Annotated in this window: 20 protein-coding genes, 1 tRNA gene and 1 other annotated feature; of the genes, 2 read left to right on the top strand and 19 right to left on the bottom strand. The window is 46.0% G+C overall.

Features of this window, described 5'->3' with window-relative positions:
• Window positions 1-24 precede the first annotated feature (24 nt).
• The 7 genes from H6A32_RS00435 to H6A32_RS00405 form a co-directional block, all read right to left on the bottom strand.
• On the bottom strand, window positions 25-1,809 hold the full coding sequence (locus H6A32_RS00435) for an ABC-F family ATP-binding cassette domain-containing protein (RefSeq protein ID WP_087253083.1): 1,785 nt from the start codon (window positions 1,807-1,809) through the stop codon (window positions 25-27).
• Between the two features lie 137 nt (window positions 1,810-1,946).
• Entirely contained in the window at window positions 1,947-2,681 is a 735-nt protein-coding gene (locus tag H6A32_RS00430; protein WP_087252937.1) for an SIR2 family NAD-dependent protein deacylase, read from the bottom strand.
• A gap of 119 nt (window positions 2,682-2,800) precedes the next feature.
• Window positions 2,801-4,546 (bottom strand): glycoside hydrolase family 35 protein, encoded by a 1,746-nt coding sequence (locus H6A32_RS00425; RefSeq protein WP_204863499.1) that lies wholly within the window; start codon window positions 4,544-4,546, stop codon window positions 2,801-2,803.
• A gap of 103 nt (window positions 4,547-4,649) precedes the next feature.
• Window positions 4,650-4,874: a hypothetical protein gene (locus H6A32_RS00420; RefSeq protein ID WP_087167349.1), complete on the bottom strand. Its 225-nt coding sequence runs from the start codon at window positions 4,872-4,874 to the stop codon at window positions 4,650-4,652.
• A 111-nt stretch (window positions 4,875-4,985) separates the two neighbouring features.
• Window positions 4,986-6,383 (bottom strand): PLP-dependent aminotransferase family protein, encoded by a 1,398-nt coding sequence (locus H6A32_RS00415; protein ID WP_204863498.1) that lies wholly within the window; start codon window positions 6,381-6,383, stop codon window positions 4,986-4,988.
• A 2-nt stretch (window positions 6,384-6,385) separates the two neighbouring features.
• The gene (locus H6A32_RS00410; RefSeq protein WP_204863497.1) at window positions 6,386-8,056 is read right to left on the bottom strand and encodes a glutamine--tRNA ligase/YqeY domain fusion protein; all 1,671 of its coding nucleotides are present in this window, start codon (window positions 8,054-8,056) and stop codon (window positions 6,386-6,388) included.
• Between the two features lie 96 nt (window positions 8,057-8,152).
• Complete coding sequence (locus tag H6A32_RS00405; RefSeq protein ID WP_204863552.1) at window positions 8,153-9,190, bottom strand: alcohol dehydrogenase; 1,038 nt, start codon at window positions 9,188-9,190, stop codon at window positions 8,153-8,155.
• A gap of 358 nt (window positions 9,191-9,548) precedes the next feature.
• Between H6A32_RS00405 and H6A32_RS00400 the strand changes: the two genes are divergently transcribed.
• Window positions 9,549-9,920, top strand: coding sequence for a hypothetical protein (locus H6A32_RS00400; protein ID WP_204863496.1), 372 nt, complete (start codon window positions 9,549-9,551; stop codon window positions 9,918-9,920).
• A complete protein-coding gene (locus tag H6A32_RS00395; protein ID WP_138372842.1) occupies window positions 9,920-10,381 on the top strand; it encodes a hypothetical protein in 462 nt (153 codons plus the stop codon). The genes H6A32_RS00400 and H6A32_RS00395 overlap by 1 nt, the downstream gene beginning before the upstream one ends.
• 55 nt (window positions 10,382-10,436) lie before the next feature.
• Here the strand turns inward: H6A32_RS00395 and H6A32_RS00390 are convergent.
• From H6A32_RS00390 to H6A32_RS00335, 12 genes are all read right to left on the bottom strand, one after another.
• Window positions 10,437-10,509: transfer RNA gene (locus H6A32_RS00390), tRNA-Thr, on the bottom strand.
• Between the two features lie 108 nt (window positions 10,510-10,617).
• A complete protein-coding gene (locus H6A32_RS00385; protein ID WP_087252949.1) occupies window positions 10,618-12,510 on the bottom strand; it encodes an ABC transporter ATP-binding protein in 1,893 nt (630 codons plus the stop codon).
• Window positions 12,503-14,236, bottom strand: coding sequence for an ABC transporter ATP-binding protein (locus H6A32_RS00380; protein ID WP_087252951.1), 1,734 nt, complete (start codon window positions 14,234-14,236; stop codon window positions 12,503-12,505). The genes H6A32_RS00385 and H6A32_RS00380 overlap by 8 nt, the downstream gene beginning before the upstream one ends.
• 19 nt (window positions 14,237-14,255) lie before the next feature.
• The gene (locus H6A32_RS00375; RefSeq protein WP_204863495.1) at window positions 14,256-14,720 is read right to left on the bottom strand and encodes a MarR family winged helix-turn-helix transcriptional regulator; all 465 of its coding nucleotides are present in this window, start codon (window positions 14,718-14,720) and stop codon (window positions 14,256-14,258) included.
• A gap of 165 nt (window positions 14,721-14,885) precedes the next feature.
• A complete protein-coding gene (locus H6A32_RS00370) occupies window positions 14,886-15,491 on the bottom strand; it encodes a sigma-70 family RNA polymerase sigma factor (RefSeq protein ID WP_087252956.1) in 606 nt (201 codons plus the stop codon).
• Between the two features lie 15 nt (window positions 15,492-15,506).
• Window positions 15,507-16,259, bottom strand: coding sequence for a 23S rRNA (guanosine(2251)-2'-O)-methyltransferase RlmB (rlmB, locus tag H6A32_RS00365; protein WP_087167356.1), 753 nt, complete (start codon window positions 16,257-16,259; stop codon window positions 15,507-15,509).
• Window positions 16,240-16,710, bottom strand: a complete 471-nt coding sequence (locus tag H6A32_RS00360; protein ID WP_087167357.1) for a Mini-ribonuclease 3 — start codon at window positions 16,708-16,710, stop codon at window positions 16,240-16,242. Before H6A32_RS00360 ends, rlmB begins: the two co-directional genes overlap by 20 nt.
• Window positions 16,695-18,101, bottom strand: coding sequence for a cysteine--tRNA ligase (cysS, locus tag H6A32_RS00355; protein WP_204863494.1), 1,407 nt, complete (start codon window positions 18,099-18,101; stop codon window positions 16,695-16,697). The genes H6A32_RS00360 and cysS overlap by 16 nt, the downstream gene beginning before the upstream one ends.
• Window positions 18,102-18,208: 107 nt before the next feature.
• Window positions 18,209-18,432 (bottom strand) — a binding site (T-box leader).
• A gap of 56 nt (window positions 18,433-18,488) precedes the next feature.
• Window positions 18,489-19,658, bottom strand: coding sequence for a GNAT family N-acetyltransferase (locus H6A32_RS00350; RefSeq protein WP_275950803.1), 1,170 nt, complete (start codon window positions 19,656-19,658; stop codon window positions 18,489-18,491).
• Window positions 19,655-20,218, bottom strand: a complete 564-nt coding sequence (ispF, locus tag H6A32_RS00345; protein ID WP_087167360.1) for a 2-C-methyl-D-erythritol 2,4-cyclodiphosphate synthase — start codon at window positions 20,216-20,218, stop codon at window positions 19,655-19,657. The genes H6A32_RS00350 and ispF overlap by 4 nt, the downstream gene beginning before the upstream one ends.
• A gap of 103 nt (window positions 20,219-20,321) precedes the next feature.
• Window positions 20,322-21,953 (bottom strand): hypothetical protein, encoded by a 1,632-nt coding sequence (locus H6A32_RS00340; protein WP_204863492.1) that lies wholly within the window; start codon window positions 21,951-21,953, stop codon window positions 20,322-20,324.
• Entirely contained in the window at window positions 21,946-22,656 is a 711-nt protein-coding gene (locus H6A32_RS00335; protein WP_204863491.1) for an ABC transporter ATP-binding protein, read from the bottom strand. The genes H6A32_RS00340 and H6A32_RS00335 overlap by 8 nt, the downstream gene beginning before the upstream one ends.
• Window positions 22,657-22,971: the final 315 nt, after the last annotated feature.

Below are 22,971 nucleotides of genomic sequence, written 5' to 3'. Positions count from 1 at the left end.
TAAATCTTTTTTCTTTTCTGTTTCTTACTGTGCGTTCTGTTCTGCAATCCGCTCGGCCAGATCGTTGAGATAGACCCACCGTTCCATTTTTTCTTCCAGTTCTTTTTCTGTTTTATCTTTTTCCCGGGTCAATTCTGTCAGTTTCATAGAATTGGTGGCATTCGCCATCATATCCTGATCCAGTTTTTCAAGCTTTGCTTCCAGAGATGATATTTCATCATCAATCCCCTCATACTCTTTTTGCTCTTTGTAAGTAAATTTCAGTTTTGCCTGACGGGGCTTCTTCCAGTCTCCCGCTTCGTTTTTCCTTGATTTCTCCGCCTCTTCCGTCTCTTTTCTCTGTTCACCTCTGGCATTCAGATAATCGGTGTATCCTCCTTCGTACTGTGTTACATCCCCGTTTCCGTCCAGTTCGAAAATCCGGTCCACAACATTATCGAGGAAATAGCGGTCATGGGATACGGCCACGACAATCCCCTCAAAAGAATTCAGATAATCTTCCAGAATGGTCACCGTTGCAATATCCAGATCATTGGACGGTTCATCAAGCAGAAGGACATTCGCTCCCTGCATCAGAACACTCAGAAGATAAAGGCGGCGTTTTTCTCCTCCGGACAGTTTTTCCACCGGCGTGTACTGCATCTCCGGCGTGAAAAGGAATCGCTCCAGCATTGCCGATGCGCTGATCTTTCCTTCTTCCGTCTGGACATATTCTCCGAAGTCCTTGATATAATCGATCACCCGGACACTGTTATCCATATCCGGCACTTCCTGGGCGAAATAACCGATCCGGATCGTCTCCCCGATTTCAATCTCTCCCTCATCCGGAGCAATCTGCCCCGCCATCATTTTCAGCAGTGTGGACTTTCCGCAGCCGTTCGGTCCGATAATGCCAAGCCTCTGGTCTCTCAGAACAATGTAGTCCAGATCCCGGATCAGGTTCCTCTCCCCATATCCTTTTGAAATATGGTGAAGTTCGATGGTTTTCTTTCCCATCCTGGTACTGATCTTTGCAACATCCACACTCTTTTCCGCCTCCGGCACTTTCCCGTTTTTCAGTGCCTCCAGCCGTTCCAGTCTCGCTCTCTGCTTTGTACTTCTTGCACGGCATCCCCGCTTTGCCCATTCCAGCTCCATACGGAGCACACTTTTACGCTTTCTCTCAGATGCAAGTTCCATCTCTTCTCTTTGGGCTTTCAGTTCCAGAAATCCGGAATAACCGGCCTCATATCCATAGATTTTTCCATTATCCACTTCCAGAATCCGGTTCGTCACACGGTCCAGAAAATAACGGTCATGGGTTACCATCAGTACAACACCCCGGTAATTTCTCAGGTAGTCTTCCAGCCAGATAATCATTCCCTCATCCAGATGGTTGGTCGGCTCGTCCAGAAGCAGAATATCCACATCTTCGGCCAGCACTTTCGCCAGCGCCACCTTTCGCCTCTGTCCGCCGGAAAGGTCTGCCATCTTTGCCGTATAGTCCAGAATTCCAAGCTTCGTCAGATTGCTCTGCACCTTCCAGTCCGTATCCGGATTTCCGTCCAGTGCATATCCGGCAATATCCGAATCCGCGCAAAACACCGGATTCTGCAGAAGATAGGCAGCCTTTTTCCCATTCTGCCGGATAATCTGTCCTTCATCCGGCTCCTCCTCTCCGGCAATCATCTTCAGAAGGGTGGATTTTCCGGTACCGTTAATTCCGACAATCCCTATTTTGTCTCCTTCCTGTACCCCAAAAGAGGCATCTTCAAAAAGAAACTTATCGCCAAATCGTTTTGTAATGTGTTCTATATTTATGATATTCATCTCTTTGCTGCTCCTGTCTTCTTCGATTTCATTCTTTCTGTATCCGATCATACTACCAGATATGATAAGGGATTTTTCCATTTGCGTCAATGCACGGAAAAAGACTGCTGTTGAAATCGCACAGCAGTCTTTATTCTTTAATAGCCAAGTTTGGGAAGAATATTTTTCGGTTCATCATAAATCAGCAGATCTGCTTTTTCATCCATCAGCGTCTCTTCATTGTGAATCAAAACGATCTTGCTTCCCTCAAAGCATTTAATATAGTTATGGAATACTTCCGAACTAAGCGACGTGCCCAGCAGAAGCAGTACATCACTCTTTTCAATCTCTTCCAGTGTTCTGGAAAGCTTTTCGCTGTCAAGCATCTCTCCAAAAAACGACACATCCGGACGGATCACGCCTCCGCACACTTCACAGTACGGAACTTTCTTTGCCTGTCTGATATAATCAACAGAATATGTTTTTCCGCATCTCTGGCAATGATTGTGATAAATACTTCCATGAAGATTGATCACGTTTTTACATCCGCTCCGTTCACTTAACTCATAGATATTGCTTGAAATAATACATTTCAGCTTTCCTGCCCGCTCCATTGCCGCAAGAGCATAGGTAGATGCCGACGGCTCCAGATCTGCAAGAATCTCGTGTTTATAAAAATCGTAAAACATTTCTGTCCGTGTATTAAAAAAGGCGTCCGTGTAAAGGTATTCCGGAGATCGTCCGTACCTTTCCTCAATCCGGTAAGCACGTTCCTGCTCCTTGAGTGGATAAATTCCGCACTCTTCCATCATCCCGGAACCGCATAATGCGACAATATACTGTCCTCTGTCGATAATCTCCCTCAATGTGTCCAGCTTGTTTAACTCCTGCATGGCAATCCTCTCCTTTTGGACTCTGCCCTTTTTCAAGGGCCGAAACCCTTTTTATTTATTATACTATGCAGGTTTTCCGTGTACAAGGGACATCTTTTGTGTTGTGCTATATTTTTTATTTATCCCAGATCCGGTGTATCCATGAGACAGATTGTCTCAACCGCTTTTCCGTCCGTCTCAAACAGAATAATTTCATTGGTTCCTTCTCTCAACAGCGGTCCCGGAATATAAAGACGTCTCTGCGGGCCGGCCTCCCAGAATCTTCCGATGTTTTTACCATTTACAAACACGCATCCTTTTCCGAATCCGGTCACGTCAAGGAACGTATCTCCCGTCTCCCTGGCATCAAATGTAAATTTGTAGAATGCAGGCATCCCTTCTTCATAATCTCTTGCGAAATCCACCTTTGAGATGTCCTCAAACGGAAGCGGATACATATCCCATCCCATATGGAACGTTCCATTGACCAGAACCCCATGGGTAATTCCTTTTTTCTGTAATTCAATTTCCGGTCCGTAATTGACTCTTCCCATATTTTCCATCAGAATATCAAGATTTCCCTGTTCATTTTCCAGTTCAAATCCAGTCGTTCTGTCCATCTCATAATCATTACGGATATCTACCTGTTTTCCATCCGCAAAGAGAATTGCACGGTCTGCTCCGCCACGGATTTCGCAGGAACGAATCTCTTTTCCTCTGGTAATTGTACTTCTGTAGAGAACATAGCCATAATTTTGTCCAAGTTCCTCCATGGACAACGGCATGGCCTCTCTGACCGGGGTGCTTAATGTATCCAACGTATCAAAAAGTCCTGCTTTTTCCTGTACCTGCAATGTTCCATATGATTTTCTTGTAATTGGAGTTGTAAACTCCACTTCCGGAATCTCACGGAATTTGGAAATCACTTTCTGGAATTCCAGATACTTCTCTGTAATCTGGCCATCCTCGCTTAATGGAGCATCGTAATCGTAGGATGTCACATCCGGAAGAAGCTTTCCATCATAATTAGAACCATTCATAAACCCAAAGTTTGTTCCACCATGGAACATGTAGAAGTTCACATGTCCCCGATTCAGCATATCTTCCAGGGATTTTCTATGGTCCTCAAGACCTACAACTTTATGTTCTCCCTGTCCCCAGTGATCGAACCAGCCATCCCAGAATTCCATACACATCAGCGGCTGATTTCCAATGACACTTTCCAACTCGTCAAATCTCTCCGAACCTTTGGAACCGAAATTTGCAGTCTGCCAGACATCTTCAACGCCTCCGTCAGCCAGCATATGATCATCTGTGCCATCCGAAGTCACAAATGGTATTTCAATGCCTCGTTCTACCATCATTGTTTTCAATGCGTTCAGATATTCTTTATCATTTCCATAAGAACCATATTCGTTCTCGATCTGAAGCATCAGTACCGGACCGCCCTTTGTGAACTGATACGGCACAATCATCGGAATCAGTTTTTCATAATAACGCTCTACGCAGTCCAGATATACTTTGTTATTGCAGCGAAGCCGGATTCCCGGTTTCGTTAAAAGCCATGCCGGGAATCCGCCGAACTCCCACTCTGCGCAGATATACGGAGACGGTCTTAAAATCACATATAACCCCAGCTCCTGTGCCAGTTCCATGAATCTGCAAAGATCATATTCTCCTTCAAAGTGAAACTCCCCTTCGTACGGCTCGTGGACATTCCACGCCACATAGGTTTCCACCGTATTACAGCCCATGGCCTTTAATTTTTCCAAACGGTCTCTCCAGTATTCCGGAACTACCCGGAAATAATGGATACTTCCTGAAATGATCTGCAGTTTTTCTCCGTTTACATAAATCTCATCTTTTATTTCTATTCTGTTCTCCATTTTTAATCTCCTGCTTAAATTTGTTTCTGGGTTTCTCTTTATGAAAAGAAAGAAGCATCCCCGTTTGATGCTTCTTTCTTTTTCCCTTTTATCCTCTCTGTCACTATGCCATATATTCTTCCAGAAGTGTCATGTCGACCGAATCACTGTCATGAATGATCAGCTTGACAGATTTGGATAAATCCATACTAAGGATCCCCAAAAAGGATTTCGCATCAATCGTGGCTCTCCCCTGAACCAGATCGAAATCCCCCTCCAGTTTTCTCAGAACTCCATTCAGTCCTTTTGCTTTCTCCACTGAACCAATATTCACATATACCTCTCTCATTGTTTTTCTCCTGCCTTATGTGCATATTTTTCTTATCAGACAGCTCCTTATTATACTCGTTTTTCCACGATTTTGAAAGCCTTTTTTTGAAAAATTCACATTTGATTTTTCTCAGGAAAGCCAGGCTTTTCTCAGGATTTCCACTGCTTCTTTAATCTGGTCTTCTTCCATATTGGCATAACCGAGAAGCACAGAAGCCTGGTTTTTTCTGGTCCCCTGTGTATCGTAGGAGGAAAGACCGTAGACCGCCACTTTTTCCTCCCTTGCAAGCCGGATCAGTTCCTCTTCCGACCGTCCGTCCTCAAATGTCAAAAGCAGGTGGACACCGGCATGTTCTCCGGAAATCCTGCATTTTCCTGCAAATGGTTTCAGACAGTTCAGGAAGGTATCGTGCCTTCCTTTATAAAGTGCCCGCATCCGGTTGAGGTGACGCTCGTAATGACCGTCTTCGATAAACTTCTGCAGAATCATCTGATCCACTCTGGATACGGTCGGATTGATAAACCGGCAAGCCGCCTGATAAACTTTCATCAGGCTTTCCGGAAGTACCATGTAACTCATACGGATAGCCGGAGCGATGGATTTGGAAAAAGTGCCGAGATAGATCACCTTCTCCGACGCATCGTAACCTTTCAGCGCCGGGATCGGTTTTCCTTTATAACGGAATTCACTGTCGTAATCATCCTCGATCAGATAACGCCCTTCTTTTTCATCTGCCCATGCCAGGAGCTCCATTCTCCGCCTGATCGGCATAACAATTCCAAGGGGATACTGGTGGGACGGCATGACATAGGCAATATCCGCATCCGTCTCCCGAAGGATACTGGCTTCCATTCCGTATTTGTCCATATCCACAGTACATACCGGATATCCGAGCCGCTCAAACATCCGGTATGCCTGTCGGTAAGTCGGATTTTCGAACGCCACTTTATGATTATGTCCGAGAATGGTATGGAGCAGAAGAAGCATATAGTCGTTCCCTGCCCCGATGATGATCTGTTCCGGCGTACAGTTGACCCCCCGCGCCTGGTAAAGATAGGAGGCGACGACTCTTCTCAGTCCATATTCCCCCTGCGGATCTCCCATCCGGAACAGCTCGGACTTGTCCTCCCCCAGCACATCTTTCGAGAGCTTTCTCCACACCTGATACGGGAAACGCTTCAGATCTACCCCGTGCGGAGAAAAGTCATACAGGATATCTTTTTTCTTCTCCTGCTGTCCTCCTGCAACTGTCTTTTTCGGTTTTAGCCGGTACAGTTCCTTAACATCCAGCACAAATGTCCCTTTGTACGGTACCGATTCGATATAACCTTCCGATACAAGCTGTTCATAGGCAAGTTCCACCGTACTTCTGCTGACTTCCAGATAGCCGGCCAGAGAACGGGTAGAAGGGAGTTTTTCCCCTGCGGAAATCCTCCCTTTCTGTATGTCATTTTTTATATACTGATAAATCTGTTCATAAAGAGGAACCGCACTGTGCGGTTCCAGATTCATTGTCAATTCATTCATTTTTATTTTTTCGGAAGTTTAAAGGAGCTCTTGAGTGATACGATTCTGTTAAATACCAGTGCATCCGGTCTGGAATCTTTGGAATCCACACAGAAGTATCCCTGACGTACGAACTGGAAGCTGTCGTATGCCTTTGCATCCTGGAAATTCGGCTCTACATAGCACTCTCTTACTTCCAGAGAATTCGGATTCAGGTTCAAAGACCCGTCCTCCTTATTGTATACGCCTTTCTCCTCATCAATCAGGTTTTCATAAAGACGTACGGTTGCTTTCACTGCTGTCGGCGCTGCCACCCAGTGAATCGTTCCTTTGACTTTCCGGCCGGTAAATCCGGTGCCGCATTTTGTCTCCGGATCATAGGTGCAGTGTACGACTGTCACATTGCCGTTTTCATCCTTTTCGCATCCGGTACATTTTACAAAATACGCATTCATCAGGCGCACTTCGTTGCCCGGGAACAGACGGAAGTATTTCTTCGGAGGCTCTTCCATGAAATCTTCTCTCTCGATATAAAGCTCTCTGCCAAACGGTACCATACGTTTTCCAAGTGCTTCATTTTCCAGATTGTTATCTGCCTCGAGATATTCCACTTCTCCTTCCGGATAGTTGTCAATCACAAGTTTGATCGGATCCAGTACTGCCATCATTCTTGGGCGTTTCAGCTTCAGATCCTCACGGATGCAGTACTCAAGCATCGCGTAGTCTACAGAACTCTGTGCTTTGGAAACCCCGCACAGCTCTACAAACATCCGGATGGATTCCGGCGTAAATCCTCTTCTTCTGAGGGCAGCGATTGACACCAGTCTCGGGTCATCCCAGCCATCGACGATCTTTTCTTCTACCAGCTTTTTAATGTAACGCTTTCCGGTCACGACATTGGTCAGATAAAGCTTTGCAAACTCAATCTGTCTCGGGCCGTGATCAAACTCGCACTCTCTGACTACCCAGTCATAAAGCGGGCGGTGATCCTCAAACTCCAGTGTACAGATGGAATGTGTGATCTTCTCAACCGCATCCTCAATCGGGTGCGCGAAATCGTACATCGGATAGATGCACCATTTATCTCCTGTATTGTGGTGAGTCATATGCGCCACACGGTACAGGATCGGATCTCTCATATTGATATTCGGGGATGCCATGTCTATCCTGGCACGGAGTACCTTTTCTCCATCTTTGTAAACGCCATTCTTCATATTTTCAAATAATTCCAGGTTCTCTTCTACAGAACGGTTCCGGTACGGACTCTCCTTGCCAGGCTCTGTCAAAGTTCCTCTGTATTCTCTGATCTCATCCGGAGTCAGATCACAGACATATGCTTTTCCCTTTTTAATCAGCTTTACCGCACACTCATACATCACATCAAAATAATCGGATGCAAAGTAGAGATGATCGCCCCAGTCCGCGCCGAGCCACTGGATATCTTCCTTAATAGAATCTACGAACTCCATACGCTCTTTTGTCGGGTTCGTATCATCAAAACGCATGTGGAATTCCCCGTTGTATTCCTGGGCAAGACCGTAATTCAAAAGGATTGACTTCGCATGTCCGATATGCAGATATCCATTCGGTTCCGGCGGAAAACGCGTACAGACATGATCGTACACTCCTTCTCTCAAATCTTTGTCTATTTCCTGCTCAATAAAATTCCTGGATTCAGTTGCTGTTGTCTCCATAAAGCCCTCCTCATAGGTTTGGTTTTATTCATAACTTTTATGTTACCATAAAACACCTGCAACCACAAGCCAAAACCGCAAACGAGCGGCATCAAACTATTCCGGATAGACTGCGTATTTCATCACACCGTCTTCATGGTTTTCGAAGATCCGGTATGCCTTTTCGATCCCGGAAAGTGTGCATGTGTGGGTAATCAAAGGTCTGGCATCCAGTCTGCCCTCCCGGATCAGTTCCAGAATCTCTTTGCATTTGCATGCGTCTACCCCTCCGGATTTCCAGATCAGATTTTTCCCGTACATATCCGGGAGCGGAAGTGTCTGTGGTTCTTCGTACATGGCTTCCAGCCCGATCACTGCATTGGGACGTGCCAGTCTCCATGCCATCTCAAAGGTGTTGGTGCCTCCTGCCGCCTCTACGACAGCATCGGCCCCGCGTCCGTCTGTCAACGCCCGGATCTCCCGTTCCAGAAGATCCATATCGTCCGGTGTAAATGTCAGATCCGCCATCTTGTATTTTTCCGCGAAGGCAAGGCGTTCTTTCATACAGTCAATGGCAATAATCTGTTTGGGCTCATACAGTCTTGCGCAGAGCATCGTGCAAAGTCCCGCAGGTCCTGCCCCGATAACCACGACCGTATCTTCTTTCCGGATCTCCACCATCTGTGCCGCCCAGTATCCGGTGGAAAGAAGATCCCCGGTGAACAGCGCCTCCTCGTCAGACACTTCATCCGGTATCCTGATAAGTCCCTGATCTGCAAAAGGAATCCTTGCGTACTCCGCCTGTCCTCCGTCGATCCGGCATCCAAGCGACCATCCACCCTCCGGATCAGTACAGTTATTCACATATCCTCTTTTGCAGAAAAAGCATTCTCCGCAGAATGTCTCTACATTGACCGCCACCCGGTCTCCAACGGAAACGCTTCTGACTGCAGGTCCGGTCTCCTCCACAATGCCGACAAATTCATGTCCCAGAGTCACACCCGGCACCGCTTTTGGAACCGCACCATGCAGGATGTGAATATCACTGGAACAGATCGTTGAAAGGGTCACCCGGATGACAGCATCCGTCGGCTTCTGGATGACCGGGCGCGGCTTCTGAAGAAGCGCGGCTCTTCCCTCTCCCTGATAAACCATTGCTTTCAACGTAAACGCCTCCTTTTCCCTGATACTATATTATTCACTGATTCTAATTATATCATTTCTCCGGAAGAGTCTCAAATCTCCTCTTGCTTTTTTTCGGTTCCTTCTTTATACTGAGAATATCTATTCAGGACTTCTTTTTTCTGTTGTCCTACCGGGAAACTATAATTTCCCGCAGAAAATCCCGGCCCTTCGGCCAAATTTATCACATTTCACATAACCAACAGGAATATTAGGGAAAACGAAGAGAATCGCTTGATTTTCATTGTATTTTTTTGCATTCATTGATAAAATCAGTTTAAGAAGCAGTCTGTCCGTTTTTTCTGTATTCCACTCAAGAAAGGAGACATTTATGACAGAAATTACGCAAAAGAACAATGGCAGTTCGACAGACATGCAAAAAGAGCAAAACATCAATTTCTCAGATGCACAAATTACCAATAAAAAGGTGAAAGATAATGGTGCAAAACTGATTTTCGGCAATCCCATTTTATGTGCACAATTTTTGCGGGGATATACGAATATTGAACTTCTAAAAGACGTTCAGCCGGAAGATATTACAGATATTTCCGAGCGTTTTATTTCTATGTGGCATGAAAAGCGAGATTCTGATTCAATTAAAGAAATCCATTTGAAAGATTGTCCTGAATCCGAGTCTATTTTTTTAATTACACTGATTGAGCATCAGTCCAAAGTAGATCACGAGATGAACTGTCCTTGGTAATGCTGATTGATAAATTAAGAAGTGCAGCTGATTTCCGGCAATTACAGGAAGTGCCAGATGGTTATTTGGAAGAGATTAGCCGTAATTCTCCTGACTCGCTTTTACAGTTGATTGCTAAAATTATCTCTGTCCTTCTACACCGTCTTAATGTTCCGAAAGAAGAAATTGTTGCTTTTGCAGATCAGATCGAACGGAGGGATTTTGCAATGCTGTTTGAAAATTTTGAAGCTTATGACGTTCAGGAAACACGGCGTATCAGCAAAAATGAGGGAATATGTTTAGGAAAAGCTCAAATTGTTCTTTCATTTCTGGCAGATCTTGGGGATGTCACTGAGCCTCTGAAAGAGCGGATTCTTTCTGAAAAAGACCCTGAGCTTTTAACCGTCTGGAGCAAAGTTGCTGCCAAAGCGGCTTCTATCGATGAGTTTATTTCTCAATGTATTCCAAATATAAATGAATAGTTTACGTGTGCGGACATGAAAATGAAAAAACTCCTGATTTCTCAGGAGTTTTTTAAGCTGCCTAGCGGACTTGAACCGCCGACCTCCGCCTTACCAAGGCGACGCTCTACCGACTGAGCCAAGGCAGCATATTTAACACGCTCATTTACTATATCGTAAATTATCAGAAATGTCAAGAGGAAATTTTAAACCTTCCGGTACAGCTTCTTTTCGTGCTGTACCGGAAGGTTTTCTGTTTATGACAGTTCCAGTTTTCCTGTATAAAGCTGGTAGTATGTCCCTTTCTGTTTGATCAGATCTTCGTGATTGCCCCGTTCGATAATGCGTCCGTGTTCCAGAACCATGATAGCATCGCTGTTCCGGATCGTGGAAAGCCGATGGGCAATGACAAATACCGTACGTCCTTTCATCAGGTTATCCATACCTTTCTGTACGATGCTTTCCGTACGGGTATCAATGCTGGATGTTGCTTCGTCCAGAATCAGTACCGGCGGATTGGATACAGCTGCCCTCGCGATGGCAAGAAGCTGTCTCTGCCCCTGGGAAAGTTCTTCTCCGTCACCGCTTAACATGGTCTGATAACCATTCGGAAGCATATTGATAAACTGATCCGCATGGGCAAGTTTTGCTGCCTCGTATACATCCTCGTCCGTTGCATCCAGTCTTCCGTACCGGATATTTTCCATGATTGTTCCGGTAAACAGATGGGTATCCTGCAATACAATTCCAAGAGAACGTCTCAGATCGTACTTTTTGATCTTGTTGATATTGATGCCATCGTAACGGATCTTACCATCCTGCACATCGTAGAACCGGTTGATCAGGTTTGTGATGGTCGTCTTTCCGGCTCCGGTGGAACCTACAAACGCAATCTTCTGTCCCGGTTTTGCGTAGAGTGTCAGATCGTGGAGCACCATCTTTTCATCCGTATACCCGAATGTCATATCGTAGAACCGTACATCCCCCTTCAGTTCCGTGTAGGTCACGGTACCATCCGCCTGATGCGGATGCTTCCATGCCCACATACCAGTTCTCTCTTTGCACTCGATCATATTGCCGTCTGCATCCTTGCGGACATTGACCAGTGTCACATATCCTTCGTCCACTTCCGGCTCTTCATCCATCATCGCGAAGATCCGCTCCGCGCCGGCAAGCGCCATGACAATGGAGTTAAACTGCTGTGCCACCTGCATGAACGGCTGGGTAAAGCTCTTTGTAAACTGAAGGTAGGAAGCCATAACACCAAGGGTGATGCCGCCCACTCCCATGACGGACAGGAATCCTCCAAGTACCGCCGTAAGTACAAACTGCAGGTTTCCAATGTTTCCGATAATCGGTCCCATCATGTTTGCAAAGGTATTTGCGTTTGCGGCGCTGTCATAAAGTTTCTCATTCAACTCATCAAACTCTTCTTCTGATACGCGCTCATGGTTGAAAATCTTGATGACACGCTGTCCGTTCATCCTCTCTTCCACAAACCCGGTAATATTTGCGATGGCAATCTGCTGTTTCAGGAAATATTTTCCACTGTTTCCTCCGATCGTCTTTGCGACAAAGATGAGCAGGAAGATCATAATAACAGCCAGAACCGTCAGAATCGGGCTCAGCGCCACCATGGAAATAAACGTAACCACGATGGTAATGGAAGACATCAGCACCTGCGGGATGGACTGGTTAATCATCTGACGCAGGGTATCCGTATCATTGGTGTAAAGACTCATGATGGAGCCGTTGGTATTCTGGTCAAAATAGCGGATCGGAAGTTTCTGCATATGTTCAAACATATCATCTCTGACCTGTTTTAACACACCCTGCCCGATCGTTACCATCAGTCTTGTGTAAACAAATGTAGAAATCACTCCGGCCAGGAAGATGGTTCCAAGTACTCCAAGCGCCATGTAAAGCTCTGAGAAATCCGGCGACTCCTGCCCGATCAGCGGGATAATAAAGTCATCCAGCAGAAATTTCAGTGACAGAGATACCGAAATAGACGCAATGGAACTGATAATGATACAGATAAATACTGCAAAAAACTGTACTTTAAAGCGGCTGGTCACATAGCCGAGCAGTCGTTTTGCCGTCTTTAAGGTCCCTTTGGAAACACGTACCTTTTCGTCATTCTTATTCATCTTCCTCACCTCCCTTTACCTGCGATTCGTAAACTTCCCGATAAATCGCGTTTGTCTTTAAAAGCTCTTCAGATGTGCCGATTCCGTTGATCTTACCATCATCCATGACGATAATCAGGTCTGCATCCTCAACAGAAGAGACTCTCTGCGCGATAATGATCTTTGTTGTGTCCGGAATTTCTTCCCGGAATGCCTTTCGAATCATGGCATCCGTCTTCGTATCCACCGCACTTGTGGAATCGTCCAGGATCAGAATCTTTGGTTTTTTCAGAAGGGCTCTCGCGATACAAAGTCTCTGCTTCTGTCCGCCGGAAACATTGTTTCCTCCCTGAACAATCATTGTATTGTAGCCAGCCGGGAATTCCTGCACAAAGGTGTCTGCCTGGGCAAGCTTACATACTCTCTGCACTTCTTCATCAGATGCGTTTTCATCACCCCAGCGGATATTGTCGTAAATTGTTCCGGTAAAAAGCACATTTTTCTGAAGCACCATGGATACCTGGTCACGCAGTGCTTCCAGGTTGTATTCTCTGACATCAATACCTCCGACTTTAACACATCCCTTTGTCACATCGTAAAGTCTTGGTATCAGCTGCACAAACGTAGATTTGGAACTTCCGGTACCGCCGATAATTCCAATTGTCTGTCCGGATTTGATGTGAATATCGACATCTTTCAGGGAAAGATTTCCACCTTCCCCGGCATAGCTGAAATCCACATGTTCAAAATCGATGGATCCGTCCGGAACGACCTTAACAGCATCCTCTTTATCCTGCATCTCCGGCACTTCATCCAGTACCTCCGCAATACGGTCACTGGAAGCCTCCGCAATCATAATCATAACGAAAACAAAAGATACCATCATCAAGGAAGAAAGAATCTGAAGTGCATAGACAATAACGCTTGTCAGCTCTCCTGTTTCCATCGTTTCAAATACAATATCCTTTCCTCCAATCAGCACCATGCAAAGTACAACCGCATATACAAAAAACTGCATGGTCGGAGAGTTCCAGGCCACGATTTTCTCTGCCTTTGTAAACAGATCGTAGACAGTCTGAGATACTTTATGGAATTTCTTGATTTCGTAGTCTTCTCTTACGTATGCCTTTACCACTCTGGCCGCATTGACATTTTCCTGTACCTCGTTGTTCAGAACATCGTATTCATCAAATACTTTGATAAAATGAGGATGGGCCTTCTTGGCAATGAAAATCAGTGTCCCTCCCAGCAGCGGGATTACAATAAGGAACAGGAGCGCGATTTTTACATTGATCGTCAGTGTCATGATCCATGACAGAACGATCATAATCGGTGCTCTTGCAAGCAGACGGATGCTCATCATATACGCCATCTGCACATTGGTAACATCTGTCGTCATACGTGTTACAAGGCTGGATGTGGAAAAGTGGTCAATGTTTTTAAAGGAAAACTCCTGAACCTTGTAAAAAATATCATGCCGCAGGTTTTTCGCATATCCCGCTCCGGCTCTTGCCGCATAGGTACCGGCCTTTACTCCGAACCAGAGAGCAAGCATGGCCATAACGACCAGAAGGACGCCCATCTTAATAATGTAGGGAAGATTGCCGTCCTGAATTCCGATATCGATAATGTTTGCCATCAGAAGCGGGATCAATACTTCCATCAACACTTCCAGAATGACAAAAAACGGTGCGAGAACGGATTCTTTTTTATATTCCCTGATTGATTTAAAAAGCTTTCTGTTCATCTCTACCTCCTGAAATTATTCATTTGACCTGCTTATCATCTGAAAGATTACAGATCATTTTTTGAAGAACACGGAGACACACTTCCAGATCTTCTTTTGGAATTCCGCCAGTCAGCTTCTTTTCCATTTCCTGAACATTGGCCAGAATATCCATCCTGAGTTTCTCTGCCTTTTCCGTAGGGATAATCTGTTTGAGCCTTGCATCCCTCGCAACACTTTTGCGGTAAATAAATCCGTTTTTTTCCATCAGCTGCAAAATCCCGCTTGCGGTAGATCTTCTGATGCGGAACTCCTCTTCGATATCCCGCTGGTACAGATCCCGCTCCATCGTCTCAAACAGAATAAAGGTCAGGACATGCTTCTGCATCGGCGTCAGCCCCATCTCCACTTCCGGCATCGTTCCCCGCCTTTTCAGCTGATGGGACAGCATATGGATGATTCTCCCAACGTGATGCTCCCGTGCCTTACGTAACTCTTGGTCCATCGTTTCCACTCCTATGATTTGTTCGTTTCCTAACAGTAGGATTATAAGGTTTTTTTCTTGACCTGTCAACATTTTTCCAATTGTTATTTATATAACAGAAAAACCGCCAAAACACTCGCATTTTTCAATGAATATTTTGGCGGTTTTCACTGTTTTACAATATAATCAGAGCAGGTCCTCTGCTTTTGTTTTAATTCTCTGCAGGGCATTGTCCACCGTCTTCGGCTTCTTTCCCAGAAGCCCTGCAATCGTTTTATAATCGGTTCCAAGCAGATGCAGGTACAACACCCTCTTTTCCAGATCACTCAGACGTCCCTCCAGATCTTTCATGAAAGAATCCTCGGATTCCTTGTGAATCACCAGATCCTCCGGATTATTGTTGGATGAAGTATTCTGGAGACCGATCAGCTCGGATTCCTTTTCCTCGGAAATCTCCTGTTTATCATAGAGAGAAACATAGGAATTCAGCGGCAGATGTTTCTTCCTCCTCGATGCCCGGATCGCTGAATACAGCTGTCTTGTCACACAGATCATTGCGAAGGTTTCAAAGGAAGCCTCCTGCTCCGGATCGTAATCCTGCACCGCTTTAAACAAACCGATCATTCCCTCCTGAATCAGGTCATCACTGTCCCCGCCCAAAAGGAACATCGCCCGCGCTTTTTTCTTAACCACGGGCTTATACTTTTCCAGAAGGAAATCCATAATCTCGGCTTCTCCGCTTCGAAGGCTCTGAATCAGCTCTTCATCTGTTCTGGTTTCATAATCAGCCATCTTTCTGCCGCTCCTTTACCTTGTCCTCTGGCGAACAATCTCGTAAGCCAGTACGCCGGCCGCCACAGATGCGTTGAGAGAATCAATCTCTCCTTTCATAGGAATTGACGCAGTGAAATCACATGCTTCCTTTACGAGTCTGGAAACTCCCTCTCCTTCGTTCCCGATCACAAGCCCGATCGGCCCTTTGAGATCGACATCGTACATCACATCGCCTCCCATGTCGGCACAGACAAACCAGAGTCCCCGTTCCTTTAATTCTTCCATTGTTTTCACCAGATTGGTCACCTTTGCAACCGGAGTATAGTTTAACGCCCCTGCCGATGTTTTTGCGACTGTCGCGGTCAATCCTGCCGCCCGGCGTTTCGGAATGATCACCCCGTGGGCACCCGCCAGATTGGCCGTCCGGATAATGGCTCCCAGATTGTGCGGATCCTCGATATTATCCAGAAGGATCAGGAACGGATCCTCCCCCTTCTTCTTCGCAAGGTTGAACATATCCTCAATATCCGAGTATTCATACGCGGCTGTTACTGCAATAACGCCCTGATGCTTTTTTGTTTCCGAGAGCTGGTCAAGCCGCTCTTTTGTAACAAAGTTTAAAATCGTATCGTGCTTTTTTGCTTCCCGTACGATGGTCCGCACCGGTCCGTCCTGACATCCGTCCAGAACGTACAGCTTATCCACCGGTTTCCCGGAGCGGAATGCTTCCAGCACCGCATTTCTTCCTTCAATCATCGATTCATTTCTATTCTTCTGGTCTTTCATCCTTCTCCTCTGCTTCCTCCAGCCCGACAAGGCCGGTTTTGATCAGATCAACGATCCGTCTGTAGTTTTTTTTCAGATAAAGATATCCGATCAGCGCTTCAAATCCTGTTGCCCGTCTATAGTCCGTGATGGACTGATTCTTCGCCGGGGAAACGGATTTTGCGTTTCTCCCTCTCCGGTAAACCGCATGTTCCTCTTCCGTCAGATGTTCCTGCATCACCCTCATCATGGCAGACTGTGCAGATGCCTGCACAAGCCTGCTCGTCTCTTTCTGCATAACATTCACCGGGCGGTTTCCCTTTCTGATAATCAGCGATTTGATCACCAGGTCATAGACACAGTCCCCGATAAAGGCAAGGGACAAAGGGGAATAACTTCTGATATCATGTTCCTCTGTCTGAAAGACTTCACACAGATACGAATCCAGTTCCATCGTTATACTCTCTTCCATTGTACTCCTTCTCTTGTGTCCTTTAAGACAATTCCTTTTTCCAGAAGCTCATCCCTGATCTCATCAGCACGTTTGAAATTCTTTTCCTTCCTTGCCTTTGTTCTCTCCTCGATCAGAGCCTCGATGTCCGCATCCAGCATTTCCTCTTCTTTGTCCACAATCAGTCCGAGGATATCGCAAAGACGCACAATCAGATCAAAAAGTGCCTTTGCGTACTCTTTGGAGCTTTCTCCGTCTGCTGTTGTGTTGGCAAATTTTACAAGTTCAAAGATAGCAGTGATGGCATCGGCTGTATTGAAGTCATCTTCCATAGCGTCTTCAAATTCTTTGATGAACTCTGCAGTCTTTGCCGCGTTTTCTTTCTCTACATCTGTCATCTGCTCTGTCTGTGCTGTTTCCATCAGGTGTTTCAGCTGGTCTGCAGCATTGGTAATACGCTCCAGACTGTTCTTTGCTGCTTCCATCAGCTCCGCGCTGAAATTCAGCGGGCTTCTGTAATGCGCGCTCAGCATAAAGAACCGGAATACCTGCAGGTCATATTTCTCCCCGATCTCCCGTACAGTGCGGAAGTTTCCGAGAGATTTTGACATCTTCTTATTATCAATATTTAAAAATCCATTGTGCATCCAGTAACGCGCAAATTCCTTGCCGTTGCATGCCTCGGACTGTGCTATCTCATTTTCATGATGCGGGAAAATAAGATCTTCGCCGCCGGCATGAATGTCAATCTGCTCGCCCAGATATTTTCTGGACATTTCCGAGCATTCGATGTGCCATCCCGGACGTCCTTTACTCCACGGTGCATCCCAGAACGGCTCGCCGTCTTTTTTCGGCTTCCAGAGTACGAAATCCAGAGGATCTTCCTTTTCGTCCTGGCCGGATACGAGAAGCTCTCTTCCGCCGGACTGCAGGTCATCCAGATTTTTATGGGACAGCTTTCCATAGTCTTTGAAACTTCTTGTACGGAAGTAAACGGTTCCGTTCTTCTCATAGGCATGCCCCTTTTCAATCAGTTCCCGGATCATCTCGATCATTCCGCCGATCTCCTGGGTCGCCAGCGGATTTGCGGTAGCCGGCTTGATGTTGAGGTCTTCCATATCCTTTTTGCACTCCGCAATATAGCGTGCCGCGATCTCATCTGCCGTCACGCCCTCTTCCAGTGCTTTTTTAATGATCTTATCATCTACGTCTGTAAAGTTGGAAACAAAATTCACTTCATATCCTTTGTATTCAAAATAGCGGCGTACCGTATCAAAGACAATCATCGGTCTTGCATTTCCAATATGAATAAAATTATAAACGGTCGGGCCGCATACATACATCTTTACCTTTCCCTCTTCCAGAGGCACGAATTCTTCCTTTTTTCGTGTCATCGTATTGTACAGTTTCATCTGTCATTCTCCTCCTTTTCTTTTTTTGCAGAGTCTTACGGAGCATTTCTATCGCACAGGAAAATTTTTCCGGCACATAAAAAGAAAAACTTCGTCCCTGATAACATCCAAGAGACGAAGTTGATCCGCGGTTCCACTCTATTAAAAAGGGCAGATGCCCTTTCCACTCATCTGTGCAGGTAACGACTGCCTACGTGATCTGCTACTTTTCCTTCGCAGACCCGGCTCCCGGACGCACTTCACATATCCGTTCTTTCGGAGGGCTCTCAGCCGGCGGCCTTCCTTCTCTGTAAAGTATGCATATGCTACTCTTTCCGTTCTCTGCCTTTTTCTATCCTTCTGTTGTTATAGTGTATGGGATAACTCTCATTTTGTCAACTCCCATTTCTATACAATCTCATTCAAAAATACCGGTGGTGCGGGTTGGGTGCCCTTCAGAAGCACTCGCATCTGCGGGCCCATGTTTTCATAGACTTCCCGCTCCTCTTTGCGCTCTGACCGGTAGCCAAACAATACCGTCACAAGTTCCCCCGGAGAAACCGTTTCCGCCTCTTTGGAGGCTTTGGTTTTCCGGACAGATAAAGTCTGTCCCTCCTGTCCCCGGATCTCCCAGTATCCGGTATTTTCCGAAATCAGTCCATCTTCTATATGAAGCCGGATCTCAAAATTGCTCCGGGCAAGGAACCGTTCCAGAAAGTGCTGAAGATGGACGATCCGGACCATGATCACCGGAACTTCCTTTTCTTCGGCTCCTTCCAGTTCTTCTTTAAGCCATGCCGCATCCTCCGGGCGGGTCCCTGAAATCTGGACGGTTTTTACCGGTTCCTCATTCAGAAACGCGAGGATCTGCTCCCAGTCTTCTTTTTTCTCGAACAGCGGCTCCCGAAGCTCTGCCTTTCCTTCATAACATCCATAAACGACAAATCCGGTCGGTTTTCCGTCCTTTTCCGTAAGCAGGATTCCTCCGCCTTCGCTTTGCTGTTCTTTTAAGATCGTTCTGTAATAACGTTCTGTCCGGGCTGCACGGACGAAAGGCATCTGTCCAAGCAGTTTCTCCGCAAAACAGGCAAGTGCCCGGCAGTCCGATTCCCCGGCGTATCGCACCTGGCATCCTGCCAAAGTCCCGTCTTGTCCTTTTTCTCCGGATGGTTTCCCCTCTATCCGGAGCTGACGATAGACAAACCGGAATCCGTGCGGATAATAAATTTCCTCCGCGGCCGGCATCAGATAGGTAAACGGCTCTCCTGCCTGATACATGTCTTTGGCAGACTTTTCCAAAAGCCGCGTCATATAACCCCGTCCCCGATATTCCATCTTTGTCGCCACCGCTATAATATAGTGAAGCAGGCATGTTTCCCCCAAAAACTGCACCGGATATGGATTAAGCTGCAGCATGGAGACCGGCCCGTCCTCTTCTTCTATGATATAGATGGAATTCTCCGCCGTTTTCACCTGATAATAATAATCAAGAAACGCCTCGTCGTCCTCCGTAAAAATCTCTTCCCAGAGCGATCGGGTCATTCTGTGCTCCTCTTGTTTCAGCTTTCTTATTTTCATTCCATCACCCGGTCATCCGACACACCGTGACATCCAGGGCATCCCCGGCATCCGCCTTCCTGCCACGTCACGTCATAGCTGAAATTCGTTGCCTTTTCAATGCAGCAGACTGCCTGGGCGGAAATTCCCTCTCCGCTTCCGGTAAATCCAAGACCTTCTTCCGTAGTTGCCTTGATGTTGACCTGATCCACATCAATGGCAAGCGTCCTTGCAATATTTTCCCGCATGGCATCAATATGCGGACGCATCTTTGGCCGCTGCGCAATGATTGTCGCATCGATATTTTCAATCACATATAAGTGTTCATCAAGAAGCTCTCCAACCTGTTCCAGAAGTTTCAGGCTGGATGCTCCTTTGTATGTTTCGTCTGTATCCGGAAAGTGAAGACCGATATCTCCAAGGGCCGCGGCGCCGAGAAGCGCATCCATGACCGCATGCAAAAGCACGTCCGCGTCCGAATGACCCAAAAGCCCCTTTTCATATGGAATCTTCACCCCTCCGATAATCAAGTCTCTTCCTTCTGTCAATTTATGGACATCATATCCCATTCCTACTCTCAATAAGACTCCTCCTTTCCTTTTCGCGTTCATCTGTCCTGTATTGTACTCTTTTCCATCTTATTTTAACATATTCTTCCCAAAAACTACTGATTTTTCGGGAACATTATTTAACGCGGAACATTTTCGGGGCATAGCGGTACACCAGAATGAGCGCCGCCACAATATAGGCAAGTGTCACAACCAGCACGCCTGCGGTAAACGGAAGATTTCCTGTGAGAGTACCGTTTGCCTGAAGCTCATAACACAGAAAACAAATCAGATAGACCGCCATATTAATCGCCTGAAAAAACGGATTTTTTACATTCATCTCTTCAGAATACGGCTGGAATACGTAGTACAAAAACAGGTGATGCACGGTAAAGAACACAGAAAGCATCAGTACTGCCGCACAAAACAAAAACATGTTCTGTCCAAAATTCCAGATACCGCAGATTCCACGAAATCCTCCTACCGCTGCACAGATTGCAGCTCCGATCACCAGATTATACCCCGCGATTTTTACCAGACGGATCCGGAAATTGGATAGAAGCGTCTTTGGATTCCGGTAGAAACCGAATTTCAGCATACTTTTATCGCAATTATAAAACATTGCCTTGCAGGCCTTGTCAGCCACCGTCATCATATACATAACAAAAACGAAAATCGGAAGGAAATCCGGAAGGTTTTCTGCTCCCAGATACGCTACTTCCGGCATTCCCACTCTGAACATCACACCTGCGATAAAAAAGCCCACGACTGCCGCCAGACGATAGTACACCGGTCTTAGAATCTGCCTCCTGTGCCTCAGGAAAAACAAAGCATTAAAGTATTCATAGCCGTGAAGCTTTTCCACTCCCGCCATCTTTCTGCTGTCTGCATGCAGATCCTGCTCCCGAATTCCCACAGACTTCTCATTTGCCGCCTGGGTGGATTGATTGACAATAGAAGAAAACAGCCATTGCTCTTCTACCGTCCTGTGGAGTTTCCGGCGGTAACAACGGTATCCTGACAGAATATACCACGCCGAAATCACACCCACAACACAAATCAGAACAAGTAAAACAGGATGGAACAGTCTCTCTGCAGTCAAAAATGGTCCCCACGGCACGAACACAGTATATGCACCGGCAACGGACAGAAAAATAATTGTCCATACCCATCCGGTTTTTCTGGAGAACACAATCCCTTTCCGGTCATACAGCCATACCTGAAACGCCTCGCCCGCAGCACGCATCATCACAATGACAATCCAGAGACATATACCGTCTGCAATACTTCCTCCCGTAAACCAGGAAGCTGTCATGATGCAAATCAGAAAATACAATGCGAACGGGATATAACAGTAAAGAAGATATACCTTTGTATACTTTTCCACATCCATTTTCATGTACCGTATCGCGGTAAATTTCTCTTTCGTTACTTTAAAGACCACACTATCCTGAAGCGGTCCCATGATACAGGACAAAAAGAACAGGATCTGAACCAGACTGTCAAATCTCACTCCACTTTCCGCCGTACCAGCAAAAAGTGCCGGAAGGACAGCAAAAAGAAATATGTAAAGCGCCTTCCCCGCCAGACTGAAAACCTGACCAAGAATTGTAAACAACACCGCAAGCACCATCTTCAGTTCCCGATTCCCATACACACTGTCCGGAACATGCTTCCCGATCACCCACAGTCTCTTCAGATAATACAGGAACGTATTCGTCACAATTGTTGCTTTTAACATAATAATCTGCTGTAATGTTCTAACCATGGCTTTCCTCATCCTTCAATAATTCAATGATCTGTTCTTCAAAATCCTTCTGCTTCAACATCTCATGGTCGATCTGCCTGAGTCTCCCGTCACTTAAAATGACGATCTCATCACAGAGATCCGTCGCAAGCTGCAGAATATGCGTAGAAAAAATGATCACATGATCCTTCTGCATACTGCGCAGAAGACGCTTCATCTCCAGCGCAACAACTACATCCAGTGAAGTCAGCGGCTCATCCAGAAGAATCACCGGCGGCCTTGAGATCATAAAACAAATCATCTGAAGCTTATTCTTCATTCCATGAGAATATCCCTTGATCAGCTTCTTCCTGTCCTCCTGGTCAATCTGCACCAGATCAAAATACGCTTCCGCACTCGTCCCCGGCTCAATCCTGTCCCTGTTAATATCCATAAAAAACCGCACAAACTCTTCACCCGTCAAAAAATCCGGAAGCACCGGCACCGAAAACACATATCCAATCTCATCCGGCATTATCTCCCGCTCGCTCTCTCCGTCCCAGAGCATAGCAGCCCCTGAATCCGGCTGAATCTCATCGCTCAGGCAATTAAACAACGTCGTCTTACCAGCTCCATTACGCCCAAGAAGCCCATAAATCTTTCCCTTTTCAAACACAAAGGAACAATCATGCAAAACCACCTTGCTGCCAAAAGATTTCTTCAGATTATTTAAACGTAATTCCATATCCTTCCCCTTTTCGTTCGATTTTTTCAATATTATATCTAAAAAGTCTGCCAGATACAACGCAAAAAACCATATTCCAGAAATATTAAGAATTATTTAGAATTATTGCCAAATTATCGGGGACGTGTTCCGGTGTATCGGAACCTGTCCCCGATGGAAAAAATCTGACAATTTGAGTTTTGCCTTATTTTATGCGGGTTTCTGGGGTTTTTTGGTCATTTACGTCGTGTACCTTTGTATCGGAACACGTCCCCGCCGAAAGTAAAACACAACAAAAAAAGAGACTTTCGTCTCTTTTTTTGTACTTATGAATTT

The sequence above is a fragment of the Drancourtella massiliensis genome, from assembly GCF_016900655.1.
GTDB classification, from domain to species: domain Bacteria; phylum Bacillota; class Clostridia; order Lachnospirales; family Lachnospiraceae; genus Sellimonas; species Sellimonas catena.
The sequence above is the reverse complement of the archived record's forward strand: the minus strand, read 5'-3'. Positions and strand labels throughout refer to the sequence as shown.